Genomic DNA, 21,690 nt, shown 5'->3' with positions numbered 1-21,690 from the left:
GTGTTATAACTTGTAGGCTTTTTTAGCGAGCTTGTAGCTGAGGTCGATGGCGAGCTCGGCCGCTTCATTGAGTTGCAAGCGGTGATCAGCCACCCAGCCGGCGAGAAAATTACAATCCATGCGCCGCGCCACATCGTGACGTGCCGGGATAGATAAAAATGCGCGCGTGTCGTCGTTAAAGCCAACGGTGTTATAAAACCCTGCTGTTTCGGTGACTTGCTCGCGATAGCGGCGCATACCTTCTGGGCTATCGTGAAACCACCAGGCCGGGCCGAGTTTGAGTGCCGGGTAATGGCCGGCTAGCGGCGCGAGTTCGCGGCTGTAGCTGGTTTCATCTAAGGTGAACACAATTATATTAAAGTCAGGATGGTTGCCGAGCTTATTGAGCAGTGGCTTTAATGCGGCAACGTATTCGGTTTGCACCGGCAAGTCGGCGCCCTTATCGCGGCCGAAACGTTCGAGCACAGCGCTATTGTGATTGCGATGGCAACCTGGGTGCAATTGCATCACCAACCCGTCGTCCAAACTCATCAGCGCCATTTCGGTTAGCATTTGTGCGCGAAATAACTCCGCCTGCTGGGGGGTTAGCTCGCTTTTTAAGGCGCCGGCAAACAATTTTTCCGCAAGGTCCGGGGCAAGGTCTGCAGTTAACGCGGTGGGGTGGCCGTGGTCAGTAGACGTGGCACCATGGGCTTTGAAAAACGCGCGACGGTTGCGCAGTGCGTTTAAATAGCCTGCGTAATTGCTGGTGTCTTCACCGGTTATTTGACCTAGGGTTTGGATGCTGGCGGCAAACTTTGGCTGCTCGGGATCAACCACGTTGTCGGGGCGGAAGGCGGTAATAACGCGGCCGTTCCAGTCGCTGTCCATGATGGTTTTATGATGCGCAAGATTATCGAGCGGCGACTCGGTGGTGGCCAGCAGTTCGATGTTAAAGCGTTCGAATAGCGCTCTCGGTTTGAAGCTATCTTGGTTCAATAATGTATTAATGTGCTGATAGTAGTGCTCTGCCGTGTCGGGCGTTAAGGCAACATCTAAACCAAAAGCCTGTTCAAATATAAAGTCGAGCCACATGCGCGACGGTGTGCCACGGAATAAATAATAGTGATCGGCAAAGAGCTTCCACACCGCTTGAGGCTCCACATCTGCACCTATACCCAGTTGGGTGAGATCGATGCCTTGGCTATACAGCATGCGAAACACATAGTGGTCTGGCTTAATGATCAGTTCCGCAGGATTGGGAAAATTTTCATTGAGCGCGAACCAAGCGGGATCTGTGTGGCCGTGCGGGCTGATGATCGGCAGATCCTTCACAGTTTGATAAAGTTCCCGGGCGATACCGCGGGTGACGCTATTCGGTGAAAATAAACGATTTGGGTGTAAAAGCGCCACGGCTGCTCCTAAATTTATTTGGCCCGTCGCGCGACGGGCGCTGCATTACTTGAATTGATAACTCAAGGCGTGAATCACGCCGCGTAGCTCGGCCAAACCCTTCAAACGACCTAGGTACGAATAGCCAGGCCTAACCCCCGGCGTGCCTACTTCGTCGGCCATTAGGTGGCCGTGGTCTGGGCGCATGGGAATAGGCGCGTAGTGACTTTCTTCGGCGCGCCGGCGATTCTCTTCTGATAAGAGTGCATGGATTAAACCCACCATGTCGTTGTCGCCAGCCAAGTGATCGGACTCGTAAAAGGAGCCGTCGGCCTCGCGCACCACATTGCGCAAATGCACAAAGTGAATGGCTGGGCCAAACTCCTGCGCCATCTCCACCAAGTTATTGTCGCACCGGGCACCATAAGAACCGGCGCACAGGGTCAGACCATTAGACGGGCTGGGGCAAGCTTCGAGAATAGCGCGGGCATCGTCGGCGGTGGAAACCACACGCGGCAAGCCGAATAATGAGAATGGTGGATCATCGGGGTGAATGCACATTTTCACCCCGGCCTCTTCGGCCACGGGGATAATTACCTGTAAAAAATCAAACAAGTTTTGCCGGAAACCGTCGTTACCCAAGTCGATAAATTGCTGCAGTGTTTGTTTAACGCTGGCGCGATCATGGGAGCCTTCGCCACCGGGTAAACCGGCGATGATATTGCGCTCAAGCAATTCAATTTCGACATCGCTCATGGCATCGATGCGCGCTTTGGCTTTCGCCAATACCTCTGGCTGATAACTTTTTTCGGCTCCTAGTCGCTGTAATACGTACACATCGTAGGCGGCGAAGTCGGTCATCTCAAAGCGCAGTGCTTGGCTTTGGTTGGGTAGTGAATAACTTAAATTAGTGCGGGTCCAATCCACTACGGGCATAAAGTTGTAGCACACGGTGGTAACGCCAGCCGCACCTGCGTTGCGGATAGATTGGCAATAATTATCGATCATGCGCTGGAAATCGTGGCTGCGCGCCTTGATGTTGTTGTGCACCGGAATGCTCTCAATCACAGACCAGGTAAGGCCTGCGCGTTCAATCTCGTCTTTGCGCGCCTGAATCTCAGCCAAGGGCCAGACCTCGCCTGTGGGAATATGGTGGAGTGCGGAGACAATGCCGGTAGCACCCGCCTGAGCAATGTGCCTTAGGGTGATAGCGTCGTCCGGTCCAAACCAGCGCCAGGTTTCTTGCATGAAAGCTCGCCTCTATTAATGTCTGTGGCTAGGGTGGCTACTCTGTAGGTAAATTGGTAAGACCACTAGACCAATTAAACCGAAAGGTGACGTTAATAGCAAGCAGTAAAGTCGATGAGGCTGAAAAAACAGTGGAAATCACCGCGCCGGCATGGTTCATCGGTTCCATTTTGGGGTGAATGCTTGCGTTTTGCACCAAAAGGGTGAGTGGCAAGGTTGTAAGGCCAGTTTTGTTGCACTAGCTTGCCTGTGTAGTCTGGCTATGTGTGATTGCGCACAGCCAGCTAGGCGCGCCGCTAAAGCGGTAGTAGGCGGCGTTTACGCGCGAGGTCGCTCGTGCGTTCACACAATACGTGGATGACAATAATGAAAAACGTTAAACCGCTTGTTTATCAAACCGGCCTCGCGCTCAGCTTGGCTTTGCCCTTAATGGCGCTGGCCGCACCGGGCTATCAATCGGGTGCGAATTTACCCACCAGCTTTGCCCAAACCATTAACGCCGCCAACTTCGGCGTCATCGCCAACGATGGTCAAGACGATGCCGTGGCCTTGCAGGCCATTATCGATCAGCAAATAGCCCTCAACAATGCGCCCACCAATCGAGTGGCAATACTGCTGCCCGCAGGTGAATTGCATTTCGATGACGAGGTGCACGTGGACCGCTCGGGTGTGGTTATTCTGGGCGCCGGCAGCGGTGCTGAGGGCACCAAAATTGTGCTGCGCAGTTGGCAACCTTATACCGTTGATAGCGAAGGCGCGCCGGCTTTCGATAAAAAGTATTGGCCGGGCTTCGCAGCCTTTCGGGTGGAGACCCGTTTAAAGCACGCTAACGAACCTAACTATGAAGGCAGTATCAATTTTCACTGGAAGCACAGTATCGACTTTGGTCAAGCGGCGCAGTTGGGCGATACCCAACTAACCCTCGAAAGTGGTGGCGCCGGAAAATTTTCTGTGGGCAGTTGGATTTATGTGGGGGCGGCAAACGACACGGCATTTTTAAATCAGGGCCAGGTGCCGGCGAGTAAGCGCGACAACAGCCACATTAAAACCGGCCATATGCGCACGCAAATTTTTAAAGTGGTGGCGCGCAACACCAGTAACAATACGGTCACTCTCGATAAGCCCTTGGAGTTCGATGTGCCGCTAAAAAATGACAGCGGTTACAAAAGCCGAGTGATGCCGGTGAGTGCGGTCGACAATGTGGGCTTCCGAAATTTTTCCTTAACCATGTCTACCCAGGGCACCGCCTGTACAGGATTTAACGCTGGTGATTTTAGCCCGCAAAACCCTAACGGCGTGGGCCATCGCTACGAAAATTTATGCCCGAGAGATGCGCTGCACGGCATTATTTTTAAGTGGGCGGTGAACGGCTGGGTCGATAACATCAAGGTTGAGATGATGGGCTCGCATCCTATTGTGACTGAGTTTGCCAAACAAATGACGATCCGCAACAGCGAATTTAGTGGTTCTTGGAATAAAGGCGCTGGCGGCAATGGTTATTTTCGCGGCTCAAAATTATTTGATAGCCTGATACAGGGCAATAGCCTAAACCGCTTGCGCCATTTAACGTTGCAGTGGTCGGCCACGGGCAATCTGGTGGAAAACAATAGCCTAGATTGCGACATCAACTTGCACGGCGGATGGGAGCGCAACAACCTTATTCGCAACAATACCGTTGCGGTGCCTTTCGAACATCGCAGTTGGACCAATGGTCAGCCTGGCGATGGCACCTGGCAACCGATTTGGTACGGCTCTGGCGATCATGCGTCTAACTGGTCTGGGCCCACGGGGCCGAACAATGTTTTTGTTAACAACCAATTTTCGAAAGCGCTCAGCGCCGGTAGCAGCATCCAGCCTTGGGGGCTCTTTGATACGCCCGACCTAAGCTACGCCTTCGCATGGGACGGCGCTAATTTTAAACACCTAAATATTTCCGGCACACCTATCGATACTTGGACCCAAGACAATGCCGTCGCGGTGGCTGGGCAAATGCCGCTTTCGGGGGTTTACACTGGCGGTGATGGCGGTGATGGCGGTGATGGTGATGGTGGATCTGACGGCGGCGATAATGGCGATTCGAGCTGTGCCAATTATGTGGATATTAGCTGGGATCTGCGCACGGAAGTAACAATCGCCGCCGGAACTTGTGCCCGTTTCACTCAGGATTTGGCTGGCGAAACCTTGCAGATATGGGATAGCGACGCCAACAGCAGCTGTGATTTCCGCGGTAGCATTAGCTCGGTGGATGGCGCGGGCTCTGTCTCTGTCACATCTAACTACGCATCGTCCAATGCTTTGTCGGGAAAAATATTTTCTCTCGCGCCTAATAACACTTGTGCCTATGTAAAGTTGCGCGCGTATTAATTCAGTGAACTATTGAGTTAATCAATTAACCAGCGGGTTTAGATAAACCCGCTGGTACTTTATGTTTTTTACGCCAGGTGACATGCCGCACGGCATGCTTCCAGCTTTGTCATTTACTTGCTTTTGAATTTGGCGAATGAAAGGTATTTTCTGGCAAAAAAAAAGCCCTGCAAAGGCAGGGCGAGGCGAGAGAGTATTGCTTGGTACATGTCTAGCGAGCAGAGATCACTATACGCTGAATTCGCTTTTGGTCAAGTGGCATTACCAGTTGTTGATGTTAGCCTATTTCGGCCAAGGTCAGGTGGTCCATATCGTCAAATTGCTGGTTTTCCCCACCCATGGCCCAGATGAAGCTGTAATTACAGCTGCCGGCGCCGGAGTGGATGGACCAGCTGGGTGATGCGATGGCGGTGCGTGGCGCCAGCGCCAGTGCGCGGGTTTCGTGCGGTTGGCCCATAAAGTGAAACACGCGCTCGGTGTCGGGCAGGTCGAAGTACATATACACCTCGGTGCGGCGTTTATGGGTGTGCGGCGGTTTGGTGTTCCATATGCTGCCTTTGTTGAGCTGGGTAATACCCATCACCAGCTGACAACTGTCGACGATACCGGGGCAAATGGATTGATATATGACGCGCTCGTTGCTGCTGCCGAGATCGCCCAGTGCCACTTGCTTGGCTTTGCTTTGTGGTATGTGAAGGGTTTTGGTGACGCGATGGGCTGGGTAGCTAACCCAGTAAAATTGTGCTGGGTTGGCGGCATCGTCACTGGCAAAGCTGACGCTTTCGCTGCCGCGCGCCACGTACAGGCTATCGAGCTTGTGCATACTGTGCTTTTCGCCATCGACGCTGACAAAACCGGCGCCACCGATGTTGATAATGCCGAGCTCGCGGCGCTCGCAAAAGTAGTTGCTGGCCAGTTCCTTGTGGGTGGGCAAGGTTAGGCTTGAATCGGTGGGCACGGCCGAGCCGACAATGGCGCGATCCACATCGGTGTAGGTCAATTGCAGTTGGCCTGGCGCAAACAAGGCTTCTACAACGAAGGCCTCGCGCAATTCGGCATTAGTCATGCGCTGGTAGCGCACTTGATCGGCGGTATTTAAAAATTCCATGGTTACACCTTAGGGTTTTTTCGCAGGCTGAGTTGATGATTGAGCGGGTAATTTTTTAACCGCAATAGGGTTGTTTAGGCGCGCCAGCGCTGCCTCGAGCTCGGCTTGAAAGTTGGCTTCTGAATCGATGCCCGACTGGCGCCAGTAGGCGGCTAAATAATAAAGACTGGTTGCGCCACCGTTAAAAATTGCGAGGTGGTTGTAGTCGTCTTCGGTTAATTTTTTCAGGTCCGCTGCGCGGTAAAAAATCGCCATGCCGAGGTTGTCGTCGGCGAGGCTTTGCTTGCCCCAGGTGGCCATGTAGCGCCAGAGACCTTTAGTGTTTTTTGCGCTAAGTGTGTTCAAGCCGTGGCGCACTATGCCCGTGGCCCAGTGGGATAAATCGGCAGAGCTTTTGCTGCTGACGCGGGTTAAGGTGCTGTTGGGTTGTATCCACAGTTCGGCGCTTAGATTGACCGCCCCGTCTTGGGTTTGCCAGTGCTGATAATCGAGCTTCACACCGGCGGCGTCACCGGCGCTTAGAATTTGCGCCTGGGCTTGGCCGAATCTATTTACGCCATTCACGCCCGCCTGCGCCGACCAACTGGCCACGCCGCCCAAGCCTAGGGATGGGCCGACTTTTAATACATCCATGCCCCAATGGCTCAGGCTGTGATAGTCGGTATGGTCTTGGCCGATTTGATCGAGCACCAGTTCCGGCGTTTGCTTTCCAAAGATGTCGATGGCGGAGCGGTTGTCGAAATACCAGCGGTAGGCGACTTTACTGGACTCCCAGCCCAAGCCTTCATACTTAAATAATTTGTCGCCAATGGTGTGCTGGCTTGGCAAGGTTAAGGCATCTAAGGCAAGGTAGTGACCGCCTTGCAGTTGGCCCTCGGCGTTGGCCACGCCGTCGACGCGCATGGCGAGCTCAGCTTGGGTTTTGCGCGGCGTATTTGCGGCGGCCTGCGCCCTGCCGTTACTGGGCCAATACACTGTGAGCTGCTGGGTTTCCTTGGCGGCAAAGTCGAGATGTACGGCTAGGCTGTCGCTTAGCTGATCGCCGTCGCAGTCAAACAATCCCACCTTAAGCCATTGTTGGCCGGCTTTAATGTTTGGTAACGCCTTGCTCGCGTCAAGGCCTTCGATCTGTTTCAGGTCAATGCACACCAGGGCTTGATTCCGCGCTTGGGCTAAGGGGTTGTGGGCCTCAAAGCTGAGTGTATGCCACACATCACTGGGGTTGGCGAGGGCGGCGGGCGCGCTTAGTAGAAGCGTCAGTGCCAGCGCAGAAGGCCGAAGCGCGGGTCTAAAAGGTTTGGCCATGGCAAGTGAATTCCTGTGTAGACATGATGGTCAGGCCAATATACACTACAAAAATTGGTATTACCACATTACCAATTGCATGGCGCTGCTGATTGAGCAGACGCGCCAATCGCATTAACGATTACTGACGTTTAATCGCGTTCCAATACGACGAATAACAAAGAGCCCAGTCACATGAACGAGAAACTTTGGACATTTGCCTGCCTTGCCGGCCTATTACTTGGCTGTAATGGGGAAGCCCCGAGCGACAGCCATGCCAAGGCTGCCGACACGGCACCCCTGGAGGGCAGTTTGCCTATTCATTGGCAGCAACCGGTGAGCTATCAAGCGCCGGGGACGGAAGCTAAAGCCTACACCACGGCGCTGGACGCCTCCGCCATCAAAGCCGTGGCCAATCAAGTGGCCGATTGGCAGCTGGCGCAATACGACCTGCGCAGCAATATGATGCGCAGTGAAGGCCGCGCCAGCGGTTTGCCCCAGGGCTGGATGTATGCCACCTGGCAAATTGGCTTGTTGGCATGGGCCGATGCCAGTGCGCAACCGGCCTATGAAGGTGCGGTTATCAATAACGCCGCTGCCAATCAATGGCAGCTAGGGCCAAGGCTCTATCACGCCGACGATCACGCCATGGGCGCGGTCTATCTCAGCCTGTTTGAGCGCTCCGGTTACGCCTATCAAGCTGCGCATTTGCAACAGGTGTTCGATCAAGTACTGGCGGCGCCGCTGACCAGTGACTTGTATTTTGATGACGATAATAAGGTCAAGCACGAACTGGCCGGTCGCAACTTTGTCGACCCCGCTTGTACCGATCGCTGGTGTTGGGCCGATGCGATTTTCATGGCGCCGCCCGTGTGGGCGCAACTGGCGCGCGTGACCGGCGACAGTAAATACTTGGCCTTCATGGATAAGGAATTTTGGGCCACAACGGAATATTTGTATCACCCGGAAGAGCAATTGTATTTGCGCGACAGTCGTTACTTTGAGCGCAAAGACAGCATGGGCCGGTTGATTTATTGGGGCCGAGGCAACGGCTGGGTACTCGCCGGTATTGCGCGGTTGCTGGCCGAGTTGCCTGAGGATTACAGCAACAAACCCCGTTACCTCGAGCTATTCACTGCGATGGCGAATCGATTGGTTGTGCTGCAGCAAGCCGACGGTAGCTGGCCCTCATCGCTACTTGAAATTGAACAGGTATCAGCGCCGGAATCGAGCGGCACAGGTCTGTTGGTTTATGCCCTAGCTTGGGGCGTAAACCAAGGCATTTTAACCGATGACAAACACCGCAACGCGGTGCAAAAAGGTTGGGCGTCGCTGGTAAACAGTGTGCACCCGAATGGCAAACTAGGGTGGGTACAGCAAGTCGCCTTCGCGCCGGGTTCGGCCACCGCCGATGACACCCAGCTCTACGGCACCGGTGCACTTTTACTGGCTGCGGCAGAAGTGCTGCGCTTTAGCGAAAGCCAAACGGGAGCGCAGCAATGAGCGATTATCTAGCAAAACAATTTAGCCTGGCCGGCAAAGTGGCGATGGTTACCGGCGCCAGCCGGGGCCTAGGCAAAGCCATGGCGCTTGGTTTAGGGCGCGCGGGCGCTAGCGTGTTGGCTGTGGGCTCCTCGGTCAACAGCGTGCAAGAAACGGTTGCGCAACTAAACGACGAGGGCATTACTGCTTGGGCGCTCGGTTGTGATCAAGCCGATGCTGGGCAAGTGCAAACCTTGTTCGATGAGGTGCAAGCGCTCACCGGCCGGTTGGATATTTTAGTGAATAATGCCGGCACCATTCGCCGCGCGCCGGCGGTGGAATTTTCCGACGAAGATTGGGCCGCGGTGATGGACACCAATATCAACGGTGTGTTTCGCATGTGTCGCGCGGCGGGGAAAATTATGCTCGGCCAAGGCAGCGGCAAAATTATAAACATTGCGTCGCTGTTAAGTTTTTCCGGTGGTATTACGGTGCCGGCTTATGCGGCCAGTAAAGGAGCCGTGGCGCAGTTAACCAAAGCCTTGGCGAACGAGTGGGCGCAAAATAATTTACAAGTGAATGCCATCGCGCCGGGTTATTTCGCCACCGATAACACGGAAAATTTGCGCAAGGATGCGGCGCGCAACGCCAGTATTAGCGCCCGTATTCCCGCCGGTCGCTGGGGCCAGCCCGAGGATCTCGCTGGCGCAGCCATTTTTCTCGCCTCCGATGCGGCCAACTATGTTAATGGCCACGTCATGTTGGTGGATGGCGGATGGATGGCGCGATGACAGTGCGTCACGTGGCTTGGCTGTTTGGCGTCTGGGTGTTATTCAGTCAAAGCCTATTGGCGCAAGATCTATTAGCGCAAAATCTAGCGGCGCAAAATCCTTTTGCGAAAAATCTTTTAGCGAAAAATCTATCGACACAAACGCCCTTGCGACTCGATACCAACGCATTAAATCATATTCGACAGGCGTGGCAAGTGGGGCAGGCGCCTTATGAAGCGGCTGTTGACGATCTATTGGTGGAAGCTGAAAAGTTGTTAGGGATCAGTGCGCCAACCGTGACGGTTGAGGTGGAAGGCTTGCCAAAATCAAGCCCGAATGACTATGTCAGCCTCGCGCCTTATTGGTGGCCCAACCCCAACACCAAGAATGGTTTGCCTTGGGTTAAGCAAGATGGTCGGCGCAATCCCTGGGTGGATGAGCCACGTGCGCCGAAAGCGCAATGGAATAAATTTGCTAACAGCGTAGAAGTTTTAGCGCTGGCTTTTTATTACAGCGAAGATAAACGCTTCGCCCAACAGGCGGCGCACTTTATCAAGGTGTGGATGTTAGATCCTGCCACACGCATGAATCCGCATCTCGCTTTTTCGCAGGCGGTGCCGGGCGTGGCCGAGGGCCGAAGCTACGGCATTATCGATACCGTACTATTGCCCCAGGTCATCGATGCCTTTCGCTTGGTAAATGATGCCGAGTATTTTTCACCGGCTGAACGCGCTGGCGTCAATCAATGGTTCGCCGATTTTTACCACTGGTTAACAACCAGCAGTTTAGGCCTGGAAGAGCAGCGCGCCTACAATAACCACGGCACTTTTTATGATTTGCAGGTGTTGGCTTTAGCCTTGCACCTGGGCGATAAAGCCGCAGCCGAGACCATCTTAACCCGAGTAGAAACGCGCTTGGACAAGCAAATTTCAGCGACGGGAGCCCAAGCCCACGAGCTGGCGCGCTCGCGGCCCTATTGGTATTCGGTCTATAACTTGCGCGCCTTTGCCGGTATTGCGGCATTGGCCAAACACGTCGAGCGCGATCTATGGCGTTATCCGCATGCCGACAATGCGCAGATGATAAAGGCTTTGCGTTATATTTTGGCGCGCCGTGGCGAAGTCGAATGGGGTGGGCGAGAGGAGCCCAGCTTAGAATGGAGCGCGCTCACCATGATTATGTTGGAGGCGCCTATCGCCGTGCCGGATTGGCAATTTCCGCTGGCGCAAAAATGTTTTGCGCGGGCTTTGAATAAACCAGACTTTGCTGGCGATAACTTCTTGCCTAGTGATATCTTCGGGCCAAGCAAGACCTGCTATTACTAGTGAATCTGTCGTATTTTTTACGGGCTTAGGCTTCTTTTTAGAGAGCGTTTAGGCGCTTGGTGTTAGGGGACTTTATGTTAGATGGTAAAATCACGTCGAAAATTTTGTGTGTACTCGCTCTTAGTTCTGCCTTAATAGCGTGTGATAACTCCACCTCGGGCGACACTGAAACTAAAGCCAGCGTCGAGTCGGTAGACGCTGCGAATACAAAAATCTTGTTCAACGACGGCTGGTATTTTGTGCAGGACGAATCCGCTTCGCCACCGGCTGAGTTAGTAGAGGATCAGTGGCAGGCCATCAATTTGCCCCACACCTGGAATGCCACCGACACAGTCGATGCTGTGCCCGGCTATAGTCGGCGCGCCGGCTGGTATCGCAAAACCTTTCGCGCTGGGGCGCAAGGGCGTTATCGCTTGGTCTTTGAAGGCGCCAATATGGAAACTCAGGTTTTTCTCAATGGTCAGCAAGTCGGTGAGCACATTGGTGGCTACCTGGGCTTCGCCATAGAGCTGAGCCAAGGTTTGCGCTTTAACGACAACAACGAGCTTTGGGTGCGGGTAAGTAATCGCTACAATCCAAATTTAATTCCCTCGCAGAAGGCGGATTTTTTTATCCACGGTGGTATTACCCGCGATGTGTGGCTAGAGCAATTGCCGCCGCTGTTTATCGATCAGCTTTCTATTCGCACGCCAGCTGTATCGGCCGAACAAGCGACTACCGAACTGGAGCTGGTATTTGACGATCAGCGCCCGGCGCCTGTCAGTGTCGAGTTGCGGGTGCGCGTTGTATCGCCAGCAGGCGAAGAAATTATTTCTCAGCAACAGACAGTGAGTGAATTTACCAACAGTTTGCTGGTAAGTTTACCCGCGGTGCATAAGCCGGCTTTGTGGTCGCCGACTGAACCCCAGCTGCACCGCTTACACGTGCAATTGTTTGATGAGCAGGGGCGGGAAATTTTTCAGCGCGAGGAGCGCTTCGGTTACCGCTGGTTTGAAATGCGCGACAACGAAGGCTTTTTTGTTAATGGCCAACGCTTATTATTGCGTGGCACTCATCGCCACGAAGAACACGCCGGCGTTGGTGCTGCCATGAGTAACCAGCAGCACCGGCGCGATATGGAGCAGATGAAAAGTTTGGGCGTTAACTTTGTCCGCCTCGGCCACTACCCGCAAGACCCCGAAGTGTATCGCGCCGCCGATGAGTTGGGTTTGATTCTATGGGACGAGTTGCCCTGGTGCCGCGGCGGCAAGGGAGGCGCAGAGTGGGAACAAAACACCGAGCGTTTATTGCGCCAGCAAATTTTGCAAAACATGAATCATCCTAGTATTGCTTTTTGGTCGCTCGGCAATGAAATTTATTGGGAGAGCGATTTTGTTGGTGGCGGCGATGACGCGGTGATCTTGCCATATCTAGAAAAATTACAGGCACTCGCTAAACGTTTAGATCCCGATCGCATGACCTCGATTCGAAAATATTATCCAGGTGCAAAGGTGGTGGATGCGTTTTCACCGTCAATCTGGGCCGGTTGGTATGGCGGCGCTTTCGGTCAATATGAAACCGCCTTGCAGCATTCGATGCAGCAATACCCGCGTTTCCTGCACATGGAATACGGTGGTTCCAGTCACCGTGGCCGGCACACGGAACAGGCGCTTGGGCCAGAGGGCTTGGTGCAAGCGCAAGTATCGGTTGAAGAGGCGATGAATCAGGCAGTGGTCACGAGCATTGCTAAAGACACCGACTGGAATGAAAACTACATGGTGAATTTATTTGATTGGCATTTGTCGGTGAGTGAAAAACTACCGGGCTTTGCCGGCAATGCGCAGTGGGCCTTTAAAGATTTTGGCACGCCGCTACGGCCGGAAAACCCGCTGCCCTATGTTAATCAGAAAGGTTTGGTTGATCGCGCCGGTGCGCCCAAGGATGCCTATTATGTTTTCGCCAGCTATTGGTCGCCAACGCCCATGTGTTACATCGAGTCGCACACTTGGGCTGTGCGTTACGGCCCAAGCGCGGGGCGGCCGGTAAAAGTGTTTTGTAATACCCATTCGGCCGAACTGTTTCTAAACGATAAAAGCCTAGGCGCACTCGAGCGAAAACCGGGACACTACCCGGCTCATGGTTTAGTTTGGCTGGTACCGTTTCGCGAAGGCGACAACCAATTGCAGGTGCTTGGTTTTGATGACGAGCAGCAAGAAGTTGCGCGCGATGCCATGGCGTTAACTTACCATGTGGGCGCGCCGGGAAGTCTTGAGGCCGTTGTGCTCAGCGCGCAAACCGGCGCTGACGGCGAATCGCTAATTGTGGCTGAAGCGGTGGATAAGCAAGGTCGTCGCGTGGTGGATTATAGCGAGCGGGCTTATTTTTCGGTGCTGCAAGGCGATGGGCAGTTGCTCGAAAATCAAGGCACATACACTGGCTCGTCGACCCTGGAAATGGCCAGCGGTATGGGGAAAATTGTGTTTAAGCCGGGCCGAGCGGAAACCGTGGTGGAGTTTCGCACACAAAATGTTAAAGGCGTGTATATACGCCTGCCGGGCACAGGGCCTTAGCTCTTTATCCCGGTCACTCTGAAATTCGTTGCCTTCCTCTGGTCAGGTGGCTAGCCAGCCACCTGACCCCCTATCTCTGCTGAGGTACGGATTAGCCTGCCTGTAGCTAGCTAATATCAATACATAACGTTTTGTATTTAATAGCCTTTTTCTTCTTTTTGCGCCAATAACGCTGATTCAAGCGCGCCTTGAGGAAGGCGCAAAACTAACTATTAATTAATTGGTAAGGCCACTTGACAGTAAGTCATTTTTGGTGAACCATGGCACATCGCGTTAAAGGAGAGCTTAACGCGGCCTGACGCAAGGTCGTCGGTGAGAGAATTTATTACATAACAATAGCCCTAAGAGGAACTGAGCATGAATCGTCAGTGGAACAACGATAAGCATCCCGCTTTTAAGCGAACATTACTAAGCACCCTCATTGCGCTCGCCGCAACACCCGCCTTAGCCCAAGAGCAAGGTGCAGAAGCGCTCGAGGAAATTGTGGTAACCGCGCAGTTTCAGCGCAACCTCGATAACGCGCTCGATGTTAAGCGCAATGCGGCGACCATCGTAGACGGTATCTCCGCTGACGATATCGGCACCCTGCCAGCGCTGGATATGGGCGAAGCACTGCAAGCTGTTGTGGGCGTGCAGCTCAACCGCGAAGGCGAGCGCCGCGAGTCCAGCATTAACTTGCGCGGTATGCCCTCGGGTTTCGTACTGACCACGGCTAACGGTCAGAGTTTCGCAAGCCCAAGCCGCAGCGACAAAGCCTTCGGTGCGCCTAACCCTTTCGGCGCCTACGACCCCGCAATTTTTAACGGCACCGATGTTGTTAAAACCCAAACAGCCGCTATGCAAGAAGGCGGTATTGCCGGTGTTGTCGATTTGAAACTTGCCCGTGCACTCGATAAAAAAGATGGCAAGTTTAGCGTTGCTGTCTCGGGCCGTAGCGAGCAATTGGCCGACACAGTGGATGGCGAATTAGTCTTGTCTGGCTCTAAGCATTTGATTACCGATACGCTGGCAGTTACCGCAACCTTGGCAACGTCGGAGCAAACCTTCCGCCGCGATACGGTAAAAATTAACCGCTACGACAACATCCCCACCAATGCCAATTTCATTGGCAGTAATGGCGAAAACTACGCGACTTGGGCCGCCGATAATAATTTGCCCGCCAATGCCGTGGTAAAAATGCCTGGTGAGTTGCGCCAGGGCTCAGAAATTAACGAAGGTATGCGCACATCTTTCGCCGGCGGCCTAGAGTGGCAAGCCAATGACGCGTTGACGTTAGGTTTGAACTTGTTCTATACCGAACGCGATATGGATGAAAACGGCCAGCAAGAAATTGACATGCGCACGCGCAGCGGCGGCACTAAAATTACGCCCAATAATGCACCGCGCGATACCGGCACTGTTACCACCAACGGCGACCCAATCTACACCGTTACCGATATTAATTTCGACGATGTGGACTACCGCTATACCTCGCGTATCTGGGATACCTTAGAGCAATCACAGGCGGCTATTTTTGATGCCGAGTGGGTGAGCGAAGCCTGGACAGTGGATGGTTTAATTTCTATTTCATCGGCTGAAAATGATTGGAGCGAATTGTTTTACACGCCTTACTACCGCGCTGGTAGCAGTGGCATTTCTGGCCGTTTATACACCGGCGACGGCAATGTCGACGACTATGTTTACAACCTGGTTGATTACGACAACCTCGATTTAGAAGCGGGTACTTGGCAAGTGCTCGACTCGGTTGGCAGCACCGGTGAAGTTAGGCAAGGCAGCGGCAACGTGCGCACCTTGGTAACCGGAACCTATGAAACCTTGGAAGTTGACTCGAATGCTTTCGAAGTGAATTTCAAACGCGAACTCGAATTGCCGGTGCTATCTAACGTGCAATTTGGCTACCGCTACTCGGAAGATAAGCAAAGCTCTGACCGTTTACGTCACTCGCCAGCGGGCATCGATTTAAACGGAATTTTAGTGAACTCTGCGCGTATTGACCCTGCCTACGCATCGCAAGGCGATTTCTTCGGCGGCACCATCGGTGGTTTTGCCGGCGCTGGCTCGGGTTGGTATGCCCTAGATGTAGACGCAATTAATAGCGCGGCGGTGGCAACCTTAGGCACGGTGAATCCAGATCCAGCAACCGGTGAGTTGCCGGTTGTGGTGCCCTCAAGCGGCTTGATTGCGCGCGGTGGCCAACAAAGTGCCGGTTTGGTGTACGACGTCGATCTCAATACCAGCGCCGCCTACTTAATGGCCGACCTAGACTTTAATGTTGCCGATTTGCCCGTGCAAGGAAATGTGGGTGTTCGCTACGTCAATTCCGAGCAGGATGCCAGCGCACCTTTCTATGCATTCGGTGCCACGGATATCAATAACCCGGAAGATCGCCACGTAAAAAATTCCTACGATTATTTTTTACCTAGCCTGAACTTGGCGATGGATGTTACCGACGATGTGCGCTTGCGGGTTGCCTACAGCGAAACAATGTCTCGGCCAAATGTGCGCGCTGCCACGCCATCTACCTCGGTCACTACCACCACTGGTGAAGCGGCTGTGGTATTGCCCGGTGCGGATGTAGACCCCTTTACCGCACAAGCTTACGATATTTCGTTAGAGTGGTATAACCGTGAAGGTAGTGCCGTAACCTTCGCCGTATTTAGAAAAGATATCGATAATTTCTTCACCTCTGTTGGATCTTGCGATCAAGACCTTTTATCAAGCTACGGTTTGAACATGGGTAACTTGTCGGTAGTGGGCGATAGCTGTATTACCGATGGCGTCGATAGCTTTGATGCGATAGACCCTAACTATATTGCAGCTGGTAGCGAAGTGAACGTAAGCCAGGTGCAGAATATTGATGCGAGAATTAAGGTTCAAGGTTATGAGCTTTCTATTCAACAGAACTTGAACTTCTTGCCTTACCCCTGGAATGGCTTTGGCGGTATTGTGAACTATTCGAAGACTTCTCAGGATGCGCCGCTAAATGCGCAAATTCCTGGCATCTCTGACGATACTTACAATGTGATTGGTTATTACGAGCAAGGGCCATTCGGTATTCGCCTGTCCTATAACTACCGCAGTGACTACGAGTTAGAAAGCGTGGGCACGTTTAACGGTGAAGGTAATAAAAATGTTAAAGCGGCGGGCCGTGTGGATATGTCCGCCTACTACAACATTACCAAACACTTCAGCGTATCTTTGAAAGGTTATAACTTGACTGAAACGCTGTATGAAGAGTACCAAGACGTCGAGTTCCAACCACGCGCAACCCACTACGATGGTCGCACCTTCGTACTGCAGGGCAAGTACAACTTCTTCTAAATTTATTTAGGCGATAGTTGATAAAAAAATCCCGGCCAAGGCCGGGATTTTTATTGCTGATAACGTCGTTTGCCTGTCAGTTAATATGCGGGCAATCGGACAAAAATGTGTCATTGTGGGCCGGTCCCAAAGGGCGGGTGCTGAGACTAGATGGATGTATTCACGTCGTGTCGCTAGTGCGGGCACCAAACTCATGTCCAACTATACGCCGAAATGCCGCATCTATTGTGAGGTTTAAAGCCTAACGATGATCACGTCGTTTTTGTGGGACAGCAGTGGGCCAAGACCTAGTTTTTTTTCATAAAGCAATCGCACCTAATCTCTTCAGCAATGCAAAATTAGCTGTTAGCTGGGGGCCGAAGTGTCGGGCCAGACCAACCGCTTAGCTGTTAGCTGGGGGCCGAAGTGTCGGGCCAGACCAACCGCTTAGCTGTTAGCTGTTAGCTGTTAGCTGTTAGCTGTTAGTTGTTAGCTGTTAGCTAATCCCGCAATGTCGCGTCTGCCTTTCGCGGCGCGAGGCCGCAAAGTGTTGCGCCGGCTGCTAATTTAGCTTCGATGGCGTGGTTAGTGCGCTCGATAAATTCATTATTAAGCCCCTTAAAGGCGAGCTCGGTGTTCTCTTCCAAAACCAGTATGTCGAGTTTCTTAATCGCGTTTTGGATATCTGGTGGCTGGCTCTCTAGCCAATGTTCCGAGGCAATAATTAAATCGCCGCGGCCGGCAATCAACATTTTGCTAGCCTGCTCTGTGCCGAGCGGTGCGTAAATCAGTTGTGCGGCGCATTGGTCGCCCTGCTTTAGCGCCTCGACCTTTGGGCCAAAGTGGCCGCGCGGCGGTAGAATGAGTTTGGCGCTGCGCATGGTGACGTCGCACCATTGTTTGATGCTGCTACTCACCGTTGAGCCTTTGAGGCCATATAAATTCAGTTTATGGGTTGCAATCGGCACGCTGAATTGAAATTGTTGTTCGCGCTCAGGTGTACGCGAGAGACCTAATAACACTTGTACCTGGCCATCTAACAGTAATCGCATGCGGCGCGACATGCTGACTTTCATGGGTAAAAAAGTGATTGGGCAATTTAACTCTTGGAACAGCTCTGTGAGCCATTGGTCGGCACAGGCGAAGTTCTGTAGCGGTATAGAGTTAAGTTGGGCGGGGCATTGATTGGCCTGAGCGCTCAGGGGGCTTAAGCAGGCGAGGAGTAGCAGTGTGCCTGAGATTTTGATTAGCGATCGAGCGGCCAAGTTTAAAAAATCCATAAAAATCCAAGGTTGAAAGCATAGACTATCTGCGTATTTCAATAAACAACACCTTATGTATTACCGCTTGCCTGTCTATTTGGCTTGGTCTGTAGCAACGCCTGCCAGCCCAAGGTTTGGCCAGCAGGCGTTGAATGCTTCCGCAATGAATGGGTTTTGCTTTGTCCTTTAGCGCTGGCTTGCGGTTTTATTTTACTTTTTTACCCATGCTGTCTTTAATTTCGCGCGCGTCGTAGGTGTCGCCGGTGGCTGGTTTAACACCTTTGCCCAAGCGCACTTCTAAGCTGGCGATGGCGAAGTCTTTGCCGGTGCCACTGTTCATACCCACGCCGTATTCAGTAGTCGGGTGAGATTGCGTGCTGCAGCTGAGTAAACCACAGCTCTTGGTGACAGTGCGACCGGTTGTCATGCTGGTGCTTATATTGTCGTCAGATTTTTCTATCTGGGTTTCTCGATCCACTACCACAAACCAATCGTAACCTTGCGCCAAGGTTAATTCGGCGGCGCGCAGCAAGGCGTAATTTTTTGCCTGGCTGGCGCGACGGCTTTTGTCTTTATAGTCGATCCGATAACGGTTTTCGCTGATCTCCGTTTCCGTGTAACCGTAGCCGCTACCGCTCGCCGCTTTGTAACCGCTGTTGCTGGCGCAACCCACGAGGGACAGTAAAATCAAGCTGGTGCTAATTAACATTTTCATAGTGTTATCCTCACTTGTCTGTTGCAGGTTGTTGCTGAATAAGATTGTTGTTGGCCCAGCCTTCGGCAATTGCCTTGGCTTCTTGCCGGCGGTTTAAAAAGCTGCCCACGGCCATCGCGTCAACCAGCGCTACGATGGCCTTATCGTTACTCGCCGTTTGGTATGCTTGGCCGCTTGCGGTTTCGGTGTTGGCGACTGTGAGTGCCGCCACCGACTGCCAGCCTTGGTTATTGCGGCAGGCGATGCCTTGGGTAATGTCGGTTTGGTTGCTGGCCTGATACTGACGGCACCATTGCCCGTCGCCATTGGTGAACGACACTTTGGTTGTCAGGTCGGCACCGGTTTTCAGCTGTCGCGTTTCGCCACTGGGCAAGGTGTCCAGTGCTTGCGCCAGCTCTTGCCAGTTTGCATCGGCGCTTGGCCCCGGAGCTAGCCAGTGGTTCATGGCGATGCCAATGGCGAGCGCGACACTCGCTGCCATGGCTAAGTGTTGTGGCGCGAAGCGTGGAAACTGAAAAATCTTGGCGCTGGTTTTTGGCGTTGATTGCTCTTGCTTCTGCGCTTGTTGTTGGGCGCTCGCCGCAATCATCTCGGTGATGGCCGCCGGCATGGGTTGCTCGTCGATGCGTTGATAGCAAGCTTGCAATTGGCTGTCTACGGCGGCCAGCTCGGCTAGCCGATTGGCCAGGCTTTCGTCTTCGGCAATGCGCTCGCGGATGGTGTTCATCTCGGCTTCTGGCAGCTCTGCGTCTAAGAATGCCGATAGCGTTTCGTCGTTAATATTCATGCTGTAATCCTCTCGGCTGGGGTGTCCAGGGTGTTGACCAGCGCCGCTCTAGCGCGGGCGAGTCGGCTCATCACGGTACCCATGGGAATGCTTAAAATTTCTGCCACATCTTTGTAGGCCAAACCCTGTAGGCACACTAAGGCGATAATCGAACGCTGTTCGTCGGGCAGTGTTTCCATGGCACGGTTGACGCGATCGAGGGTCATTTTTTGCTCCATGGCGCGCTCGCCATCGACAATCTGGCCCTCGGTTAGCTCTGGCGACTGGGCCGCGGTGTGGCGGGTTTTCTGCGCCCGATAGTCGTCTATCCATTGGTTGCGGCAAACCCGAAAGGCCCACTTTGCCAAGGGCACATCGTTGGGGGCGGGCTTGGCCAGTAGCTTTTCCACTGTGTTTTGCAGCAGGTCGTCAGCGTCGGCCATCTGCCCGGTGAGGGAGAAGGCAAAGCGTCTTAAGGCCGGCAATAGTTCTGTTAATTCGTTGTGCATCGGTTAGTTTCCCCTTGTTACAACCTGTTAACGTGCGGGCTTAGTTTTTATTCCAAAAAAAGGGAATAATTTTCGCGCGGGGTCGTTATCTTAATGAGAGCTTGGTGTCAGGCTCGCATCGGTCTTCATTGTTCTAGTCCAATAGCTCTAGAATCGGTAGGCTGTTAACCGGCTAAGGCCCAAATTCGTCGACTAGTTATAGGCGGCCTAAGGATAACGATCATGACCCTAAAACGCACGGCACTCATCGCCGGTTCGCTAGTCTACGCACTTCTGGTGCCGGCCACGGGCTATGGCCAATTGCCCGCGACCCAGACAGTGACCGGGCAAATTGACCAGCTCGGGCGTGCGGCCAGCGAGGCTGCAGCAGATATTAACGGCCGGCTCGATGAAGCCGCGCTGGCGGCGCAACGAGAAGCTCGAGTGGCCGAAGCTGTGGCGCGCGAGGCCGCGCTCGACCCCATCGCGCGGGCGTTAAACAATCCCCTCGCTCAATTGCCCAACGCCTTGCCCATTCTCGATAACGCCGGCCAGTTGGCGCATATAGAGGTTATCGTGGAGGACGGTTGGCGCGCGGTGGCACGGGAGTGGCTGGTGTGGTTGCCGGAGCGGCAGCAAGGCGAGTTGGCCAAGCTGCCCGGTATTCACTTGCTGGCGAGCGAACCCATGCCTGGTTTGGGGCTGGCGTTGGTGCGCTTTCAGGTTGACGAGGCCTTGGATTCCCGCGCCGCCTTAGCGCAACTCTTGCCCACGGCTTGGCAGGCGAGCTTGGATCGCAATCACATTTTTAACAGCCAAACCGAGGCAAGCGCGGCGGGCATGCGCACTGAGGCGGCATCTTCGGCCGAGCGACAAAGCGATCAGCCCTCGGCTTGCACTGCGCCGGTGCGGCTGGGCATGGTGGACACACAGGTGCAAACCGAGCACCCTGCTTTTGCCCAGGCGAACATCACCGGTCAATCCTTTTTGCCGGCGCAACTGACCGCGCCATCGGCGCACGGCACCGCGGTTGCCGGTTTACTCATCGGCAGTGGCGAGGGCCTGCAGGCGCCGCTTAGGCAGGCGGAATTGTTTGTCGCCTCCGCTTTCTATGCGCGCTCGGATTATTCCCAAGGCGCCACCACCCAGAGTTTATTACGGGCGTTAAATTGGCTGGCGACGGAACAGGTGAGGGTGATTAATTTGTCGCTGGCCGGGCCGCCGAATCAATTGTTGGCGCTGGCTGTAGCGCGTTTGGCCGAGCAGCAGATCGCCATGGTGGCTGCCGTGGGCAACGAGGGGCCGGCAGCGCCAGCGCTTTACCCAGCCGCCTATCCGCAGGTGCTAGCGGTGACGGCGGTGGATCAAGAGCGCCATATTTATCGCTGGGCTAACCAAGGCGAACAGGTCGCCTTCGCGGCCATGGGGGTGTCGGTGGTAACGGCGCGCGCGCAAACAGCGCAACAGTCCGCAGCCTTCGGCCGGGAAACCGGTACTTCCATGGCCGCCCCCATCATCACCGCGCGCCTTGCCTGCGCTCTGGCTAATGGCGCTGCGCTAACGGAGGCCATCGAGGGACTAGAGCAACAAGCCATCGACTTAGGTGAAGCGGGGCGAGATTCGGTGTTTGGCGCGGGTTTGGTTTTGTGAGGATTACC

At 53.8% G+C, this 21,690-nt stretch carries 15 protein-coding genes; 7 read left to right on the top strand and 8 right to left on the bottom strand.

Annotated features, from left to right (window positions below; genetic code table 11):
- Positions 1-3 precede the first annotated feature (3 nt).
- Both uxaC and uxuA read right to left on the bottom strand, forming a co-directional pair.
- A complete protein-coding gene (gene uxaC, locus QWY82_RS01700) occupies positions 4-1,392 on the bottom strand; it encodes a glucuronate isomerase (protein ID WP_290259406.1) in 1,389 nt (462 codons plus the stop codon).
- Positions 1,393-1,437: 45 nt separating this feature from the next.
- Positions 1,438-2,619 (bottom strand): mannonate dehydratase, encoded by a 1,182-nt coding sequence (gene uxuA, locus QWY82_RS01695; RefSeq protein WP_290259405.1) that lies wholly within the window; start codon positions 2,617-2,619, stop codon positions 1,438-1,440.
- 366 nt (positions 2,620-2,985) lie between these two features.
- Between uxuA and QWY82_RS01690 the strand changes: the two genes are divergently transcribed.
- A complete protein-coding gene (locus tag QWY82_RS01690; RefSeq protein WP_290259403.1) occupies positions 2,986-4,983 on the top strand; it encodes a hypothetical protein in 1,998 nt (665 codons plus the stop codon).
- A 277-nt stretch (positions 4,984-5,260) separates the two neighbouring features.
- On the opposite strand, the gene kduI is transcribed toward QWY82_RS01690, so the two are convergent.
- Both kduI and QWY82_RS01680 read right to left on the bottom strand, forming a co-directional pair.
- The gene (kduI, locus tag QWY82_RS01685; RefSeq protein ID WP_290259402.1) at positions 5,261-6,091 is read right to left on the bottom strand and encodes a 5-dehydro-4-deoxy-D-glucuronate isomerase; all 831 of its coding nucleotides are present in this window, start codon (positions 6,089-6,091) and stop codon (positions 5,261-5,263) included.
- 9 nt (positions 6,092-6,100) lie between these two features.
- Entirely contained in the window at positions 6,101-7,396 is a 1,296-nt protein-coding gene (locus QWY82_RS01680; protein ID WP_290259400.1) for a DUF4861 family protein, read from the bottom strand.
- 174 nt (positions 7,397-7,570) lie between these two features.
- Between QWY82_RS01680 and QWY82_RS01675 the strand changes: the two genes are divergently transcribed.
- The 5 genes from QWY82_RS01675 (at position 7,571) to QWY82_RS01655 (ending at position 16,822) form a co-directional block, all read left to right on the top strand.
- The gene (locus tag QWY82_RS01675) at positions 7,571-8,878 is read left to right on the top strand and encodes a glycoside hydrolase family 88/105 protein (RefSeq protein ID WP_290259399.1); all 1,308 of its coding nucleotides are present in this window, start codon (positions 7,571-7,573) and stop codon (positions 8,876-8,878) included.
- Positions 8,875-9,648, top strand: coding sequence for a 2-dehydro-3-deoxy-D-gluconate 5-dehydrogenase KduD (kduD, locus tag QWY82_RS01670; protein WP_290259398.1), 774 nt, complete (start codon positions 8,875-8,877; stop codon positions 9,646-9,648). The genes QWY82_RS01675 and kduD overlap by 4 nt, the downstream gene beginning before the upstream one ends.
- Entirely contained in the window at positions 9,645-10,952 is a 1,308-nt protein-coding gene (locus QWY82_RS01665; RefSeq protein WP_290259397.1) for an alginate lyase family protein, read from the top strand. Before kduD ends, QWY82_RS01665 begins: the two co-directional genes overlap by 4 nt.
- A gap of 74 nt (positions 10,953-11,026) precedes the next feature.
- Entirely contained in the window at positions 11,027-13,501 is a 2,475-nt protein-coding gene (locus QWY82_RS01660) for a glycoside hydrolase family 2 TIM barrel-domain containing protein (protein ID WP_290259396.1), read from the top strand.
- A gap of 357 nt (positions 13,502-13,858) precedes the next feature.
- On the top strand, positions 13,859-16,822 hold the full coding sequence (locus tag QWY82_RS01655; RefSeq protein WP_290259395.1) for a TonB-dependent receptor: 2,964 nt from the start codon (positions 13,859-13,861) through the stop codon (positions 16,820-16,822).
- Between the two features lie 479 nt (positions 16,823-17,301).
- On the opposite strand, the gene QWY82_RS01650 is transcribed toward QWY82_RS01655, so the two are convergent.
- From QWY82_RS01650 to QWY82_RS01635, 4 genes are all read right to left on the bottom strand, one after another.
- Positions 17,302-18,081: a substrate-binding periplasmic protein gene (locus tag QWY82_RS01650; protein ID WP_290259393.1), complete on the bottom strand. Its 780-nt coding sequence runs from the start codon at positions 18,079-18,081 to the stop codon at positions 17,302-17,304.
- A gap of 187 nt (positions 18,082-18,268) precedes the next feature.
- Positions 18,269-18,778: a CC0125/CC1285 family lipoprotein gene (locus QWY82_RS01645; protein WP_290259392.1), complete on the bottom strand. Its 510-nt coding sequence runs from the start codon at positions 18,776-18,778 to the stop codon at positions 18,269-18,271.
- Between the two features lie 10 nt (positions 18,779-18,788).
- A complete protein-coding gene (locus QWY82_RS01640) occupies positions 18,789-19,565 on the bottom strand; it encodes a hypothetical protein (protein WP_290259391.1) in 777 nt (258 codons plus the stop codon).
- A complete protein-coding gene (locus QWY82_RS01635) occupies positions 19,562-20,053 on the bottom strand; it encodes an RNA polymerase sigma factor (RefSeq protein ID WP_290259390.1) in 492 nt (163 codons plus the stop codon). Before QWY82_RS01635 ends, QWY82_RS01640 begins: the two co-directional genes overlap by 4 nt.
- A 222-nt stretch (positions 20,054-20,275) precedes the next feature.
- On the opposite strand from QWY82_RS01635, the gene QWY82_RS01630 reads away from it, so the two are divergent.
- Entirely contained in the window at positions 20,276-21,682 is a 1,407-nt protein-coding gene (locus tag QWY82_RS01630) for a S8 family serine peptidase (protein WP_290259389.1), read from the top strand.
- Positions 21,683-21,690: the final 8 nt, after the last annotated feature.

Source organism: Simiduia curdlanivorans (assembly GCF_030409605.1).
In the GTDB taxonomy this organism is placed as follows: Bacteria; Pseudomonadota; Gammaproteobacteria; order Pseudomonadales; family Cellvibrionaceae; genus Simiduia; species Simiduia curdlanivorans.
The sequence above is the reverse complement of the archived record's forward strand: the minus strand, read 5'-3'. Positions and strand labels throughout refer to the sequence as shown.

Coding starts and splice junctions, on each gene's coding strand:
- uxuA (WP_290259405.1), bottom strand. CDS start 2,619: ATGCAAGAAACCTGGCGCTGGTTTGGACCGGACGACGCTATCACCCTA.
- QWY82_RS01690 (WP_290259403.1), top strand. CDS start 2,986: ATGAAAAACGTTAAACCGCTTGTTTATCAAACCGGCCTCGCGCTCAGC.
- kduI (WP_290259402.1), bottom strand. CDS start 6,091: ATGGAATTTTTAAATACCGCCGATCAAGTGCGCTACCAGCGCATGACT.
- QWY82_RS01680 (WP_290259400.1), bottom strand. CDS start 7,396: ATGGCCAAACCTTTTAGACCCGCGCTTCGGCCTTCTGCGCTGGCACTG.
- QWY82_RS01675 (WP_290259399.1), top strand. CDS start 7,571: ATGAACGAGAAACTTTGGACATTTGCCTGCCTTGCCGGCCTATTACTT.
- kduD (WP_290259398.1), top strand. CDS start 8,875: ATGAGCGATTATCTAGCAAAACAATTTAGCCTGGCCGGCAAAGTGGCG.
- QWY82_RS01665 (WP_290259397.1), top strand. CDS start 9,645: ATGACAGTGCGTCACGTGGCTTGGCTGTTTGGCGTCTGGGTGTTATTC.
- QWY82_RS01660 (WP_290259396.1), top strand. CDS start 11,027: ATGTTAGATGGTAAAATCACGTCGAAAATTTTGTGTGTACTCGCTCTT.
- QWY82_RS01655 (WP_290259395.1), top strand. CDS start 13,859: ATGAATCGTCAGTGGAACAACGATAAGCATCCCGCTTTTAAGCGAACA.
- QWY82_RS01650 (WP_290259393.1), bottom strand. CDS start 18,081: ATGGATTTTTTAAACTTGGCCGCTCGATCGCTAATCAAAATCTCAGGC.
- QWY82_RS01645 (WP_290259392.1), bottom strand. CDS start 18,778: ATGAAAATGTTAATTAGCACCAGCTTGATTTTACTGTCCCTCGTGGGT.
- QWY82_RS01640 (WP_290259391.1), bottom strand. CDS start 19,565: ATGAATATTAACGACGAAACGCTATCGGCATTCTTAGACGCAGAGCTG.
- QWY82_RS01635 (WP_290259390.1), bottom strand. CDS start 20,053: ATGCACAACGAATTAACAGAACTATTGCCGGCCTTAAGACGCTTTGCC.
- QWY82_RS01630 (WP_290259389.1), top strand. CDS start 20,276: ATGACCCTAAAACGCACGGCACTCATCGCCGGTTCGCTAGTCTACGCA.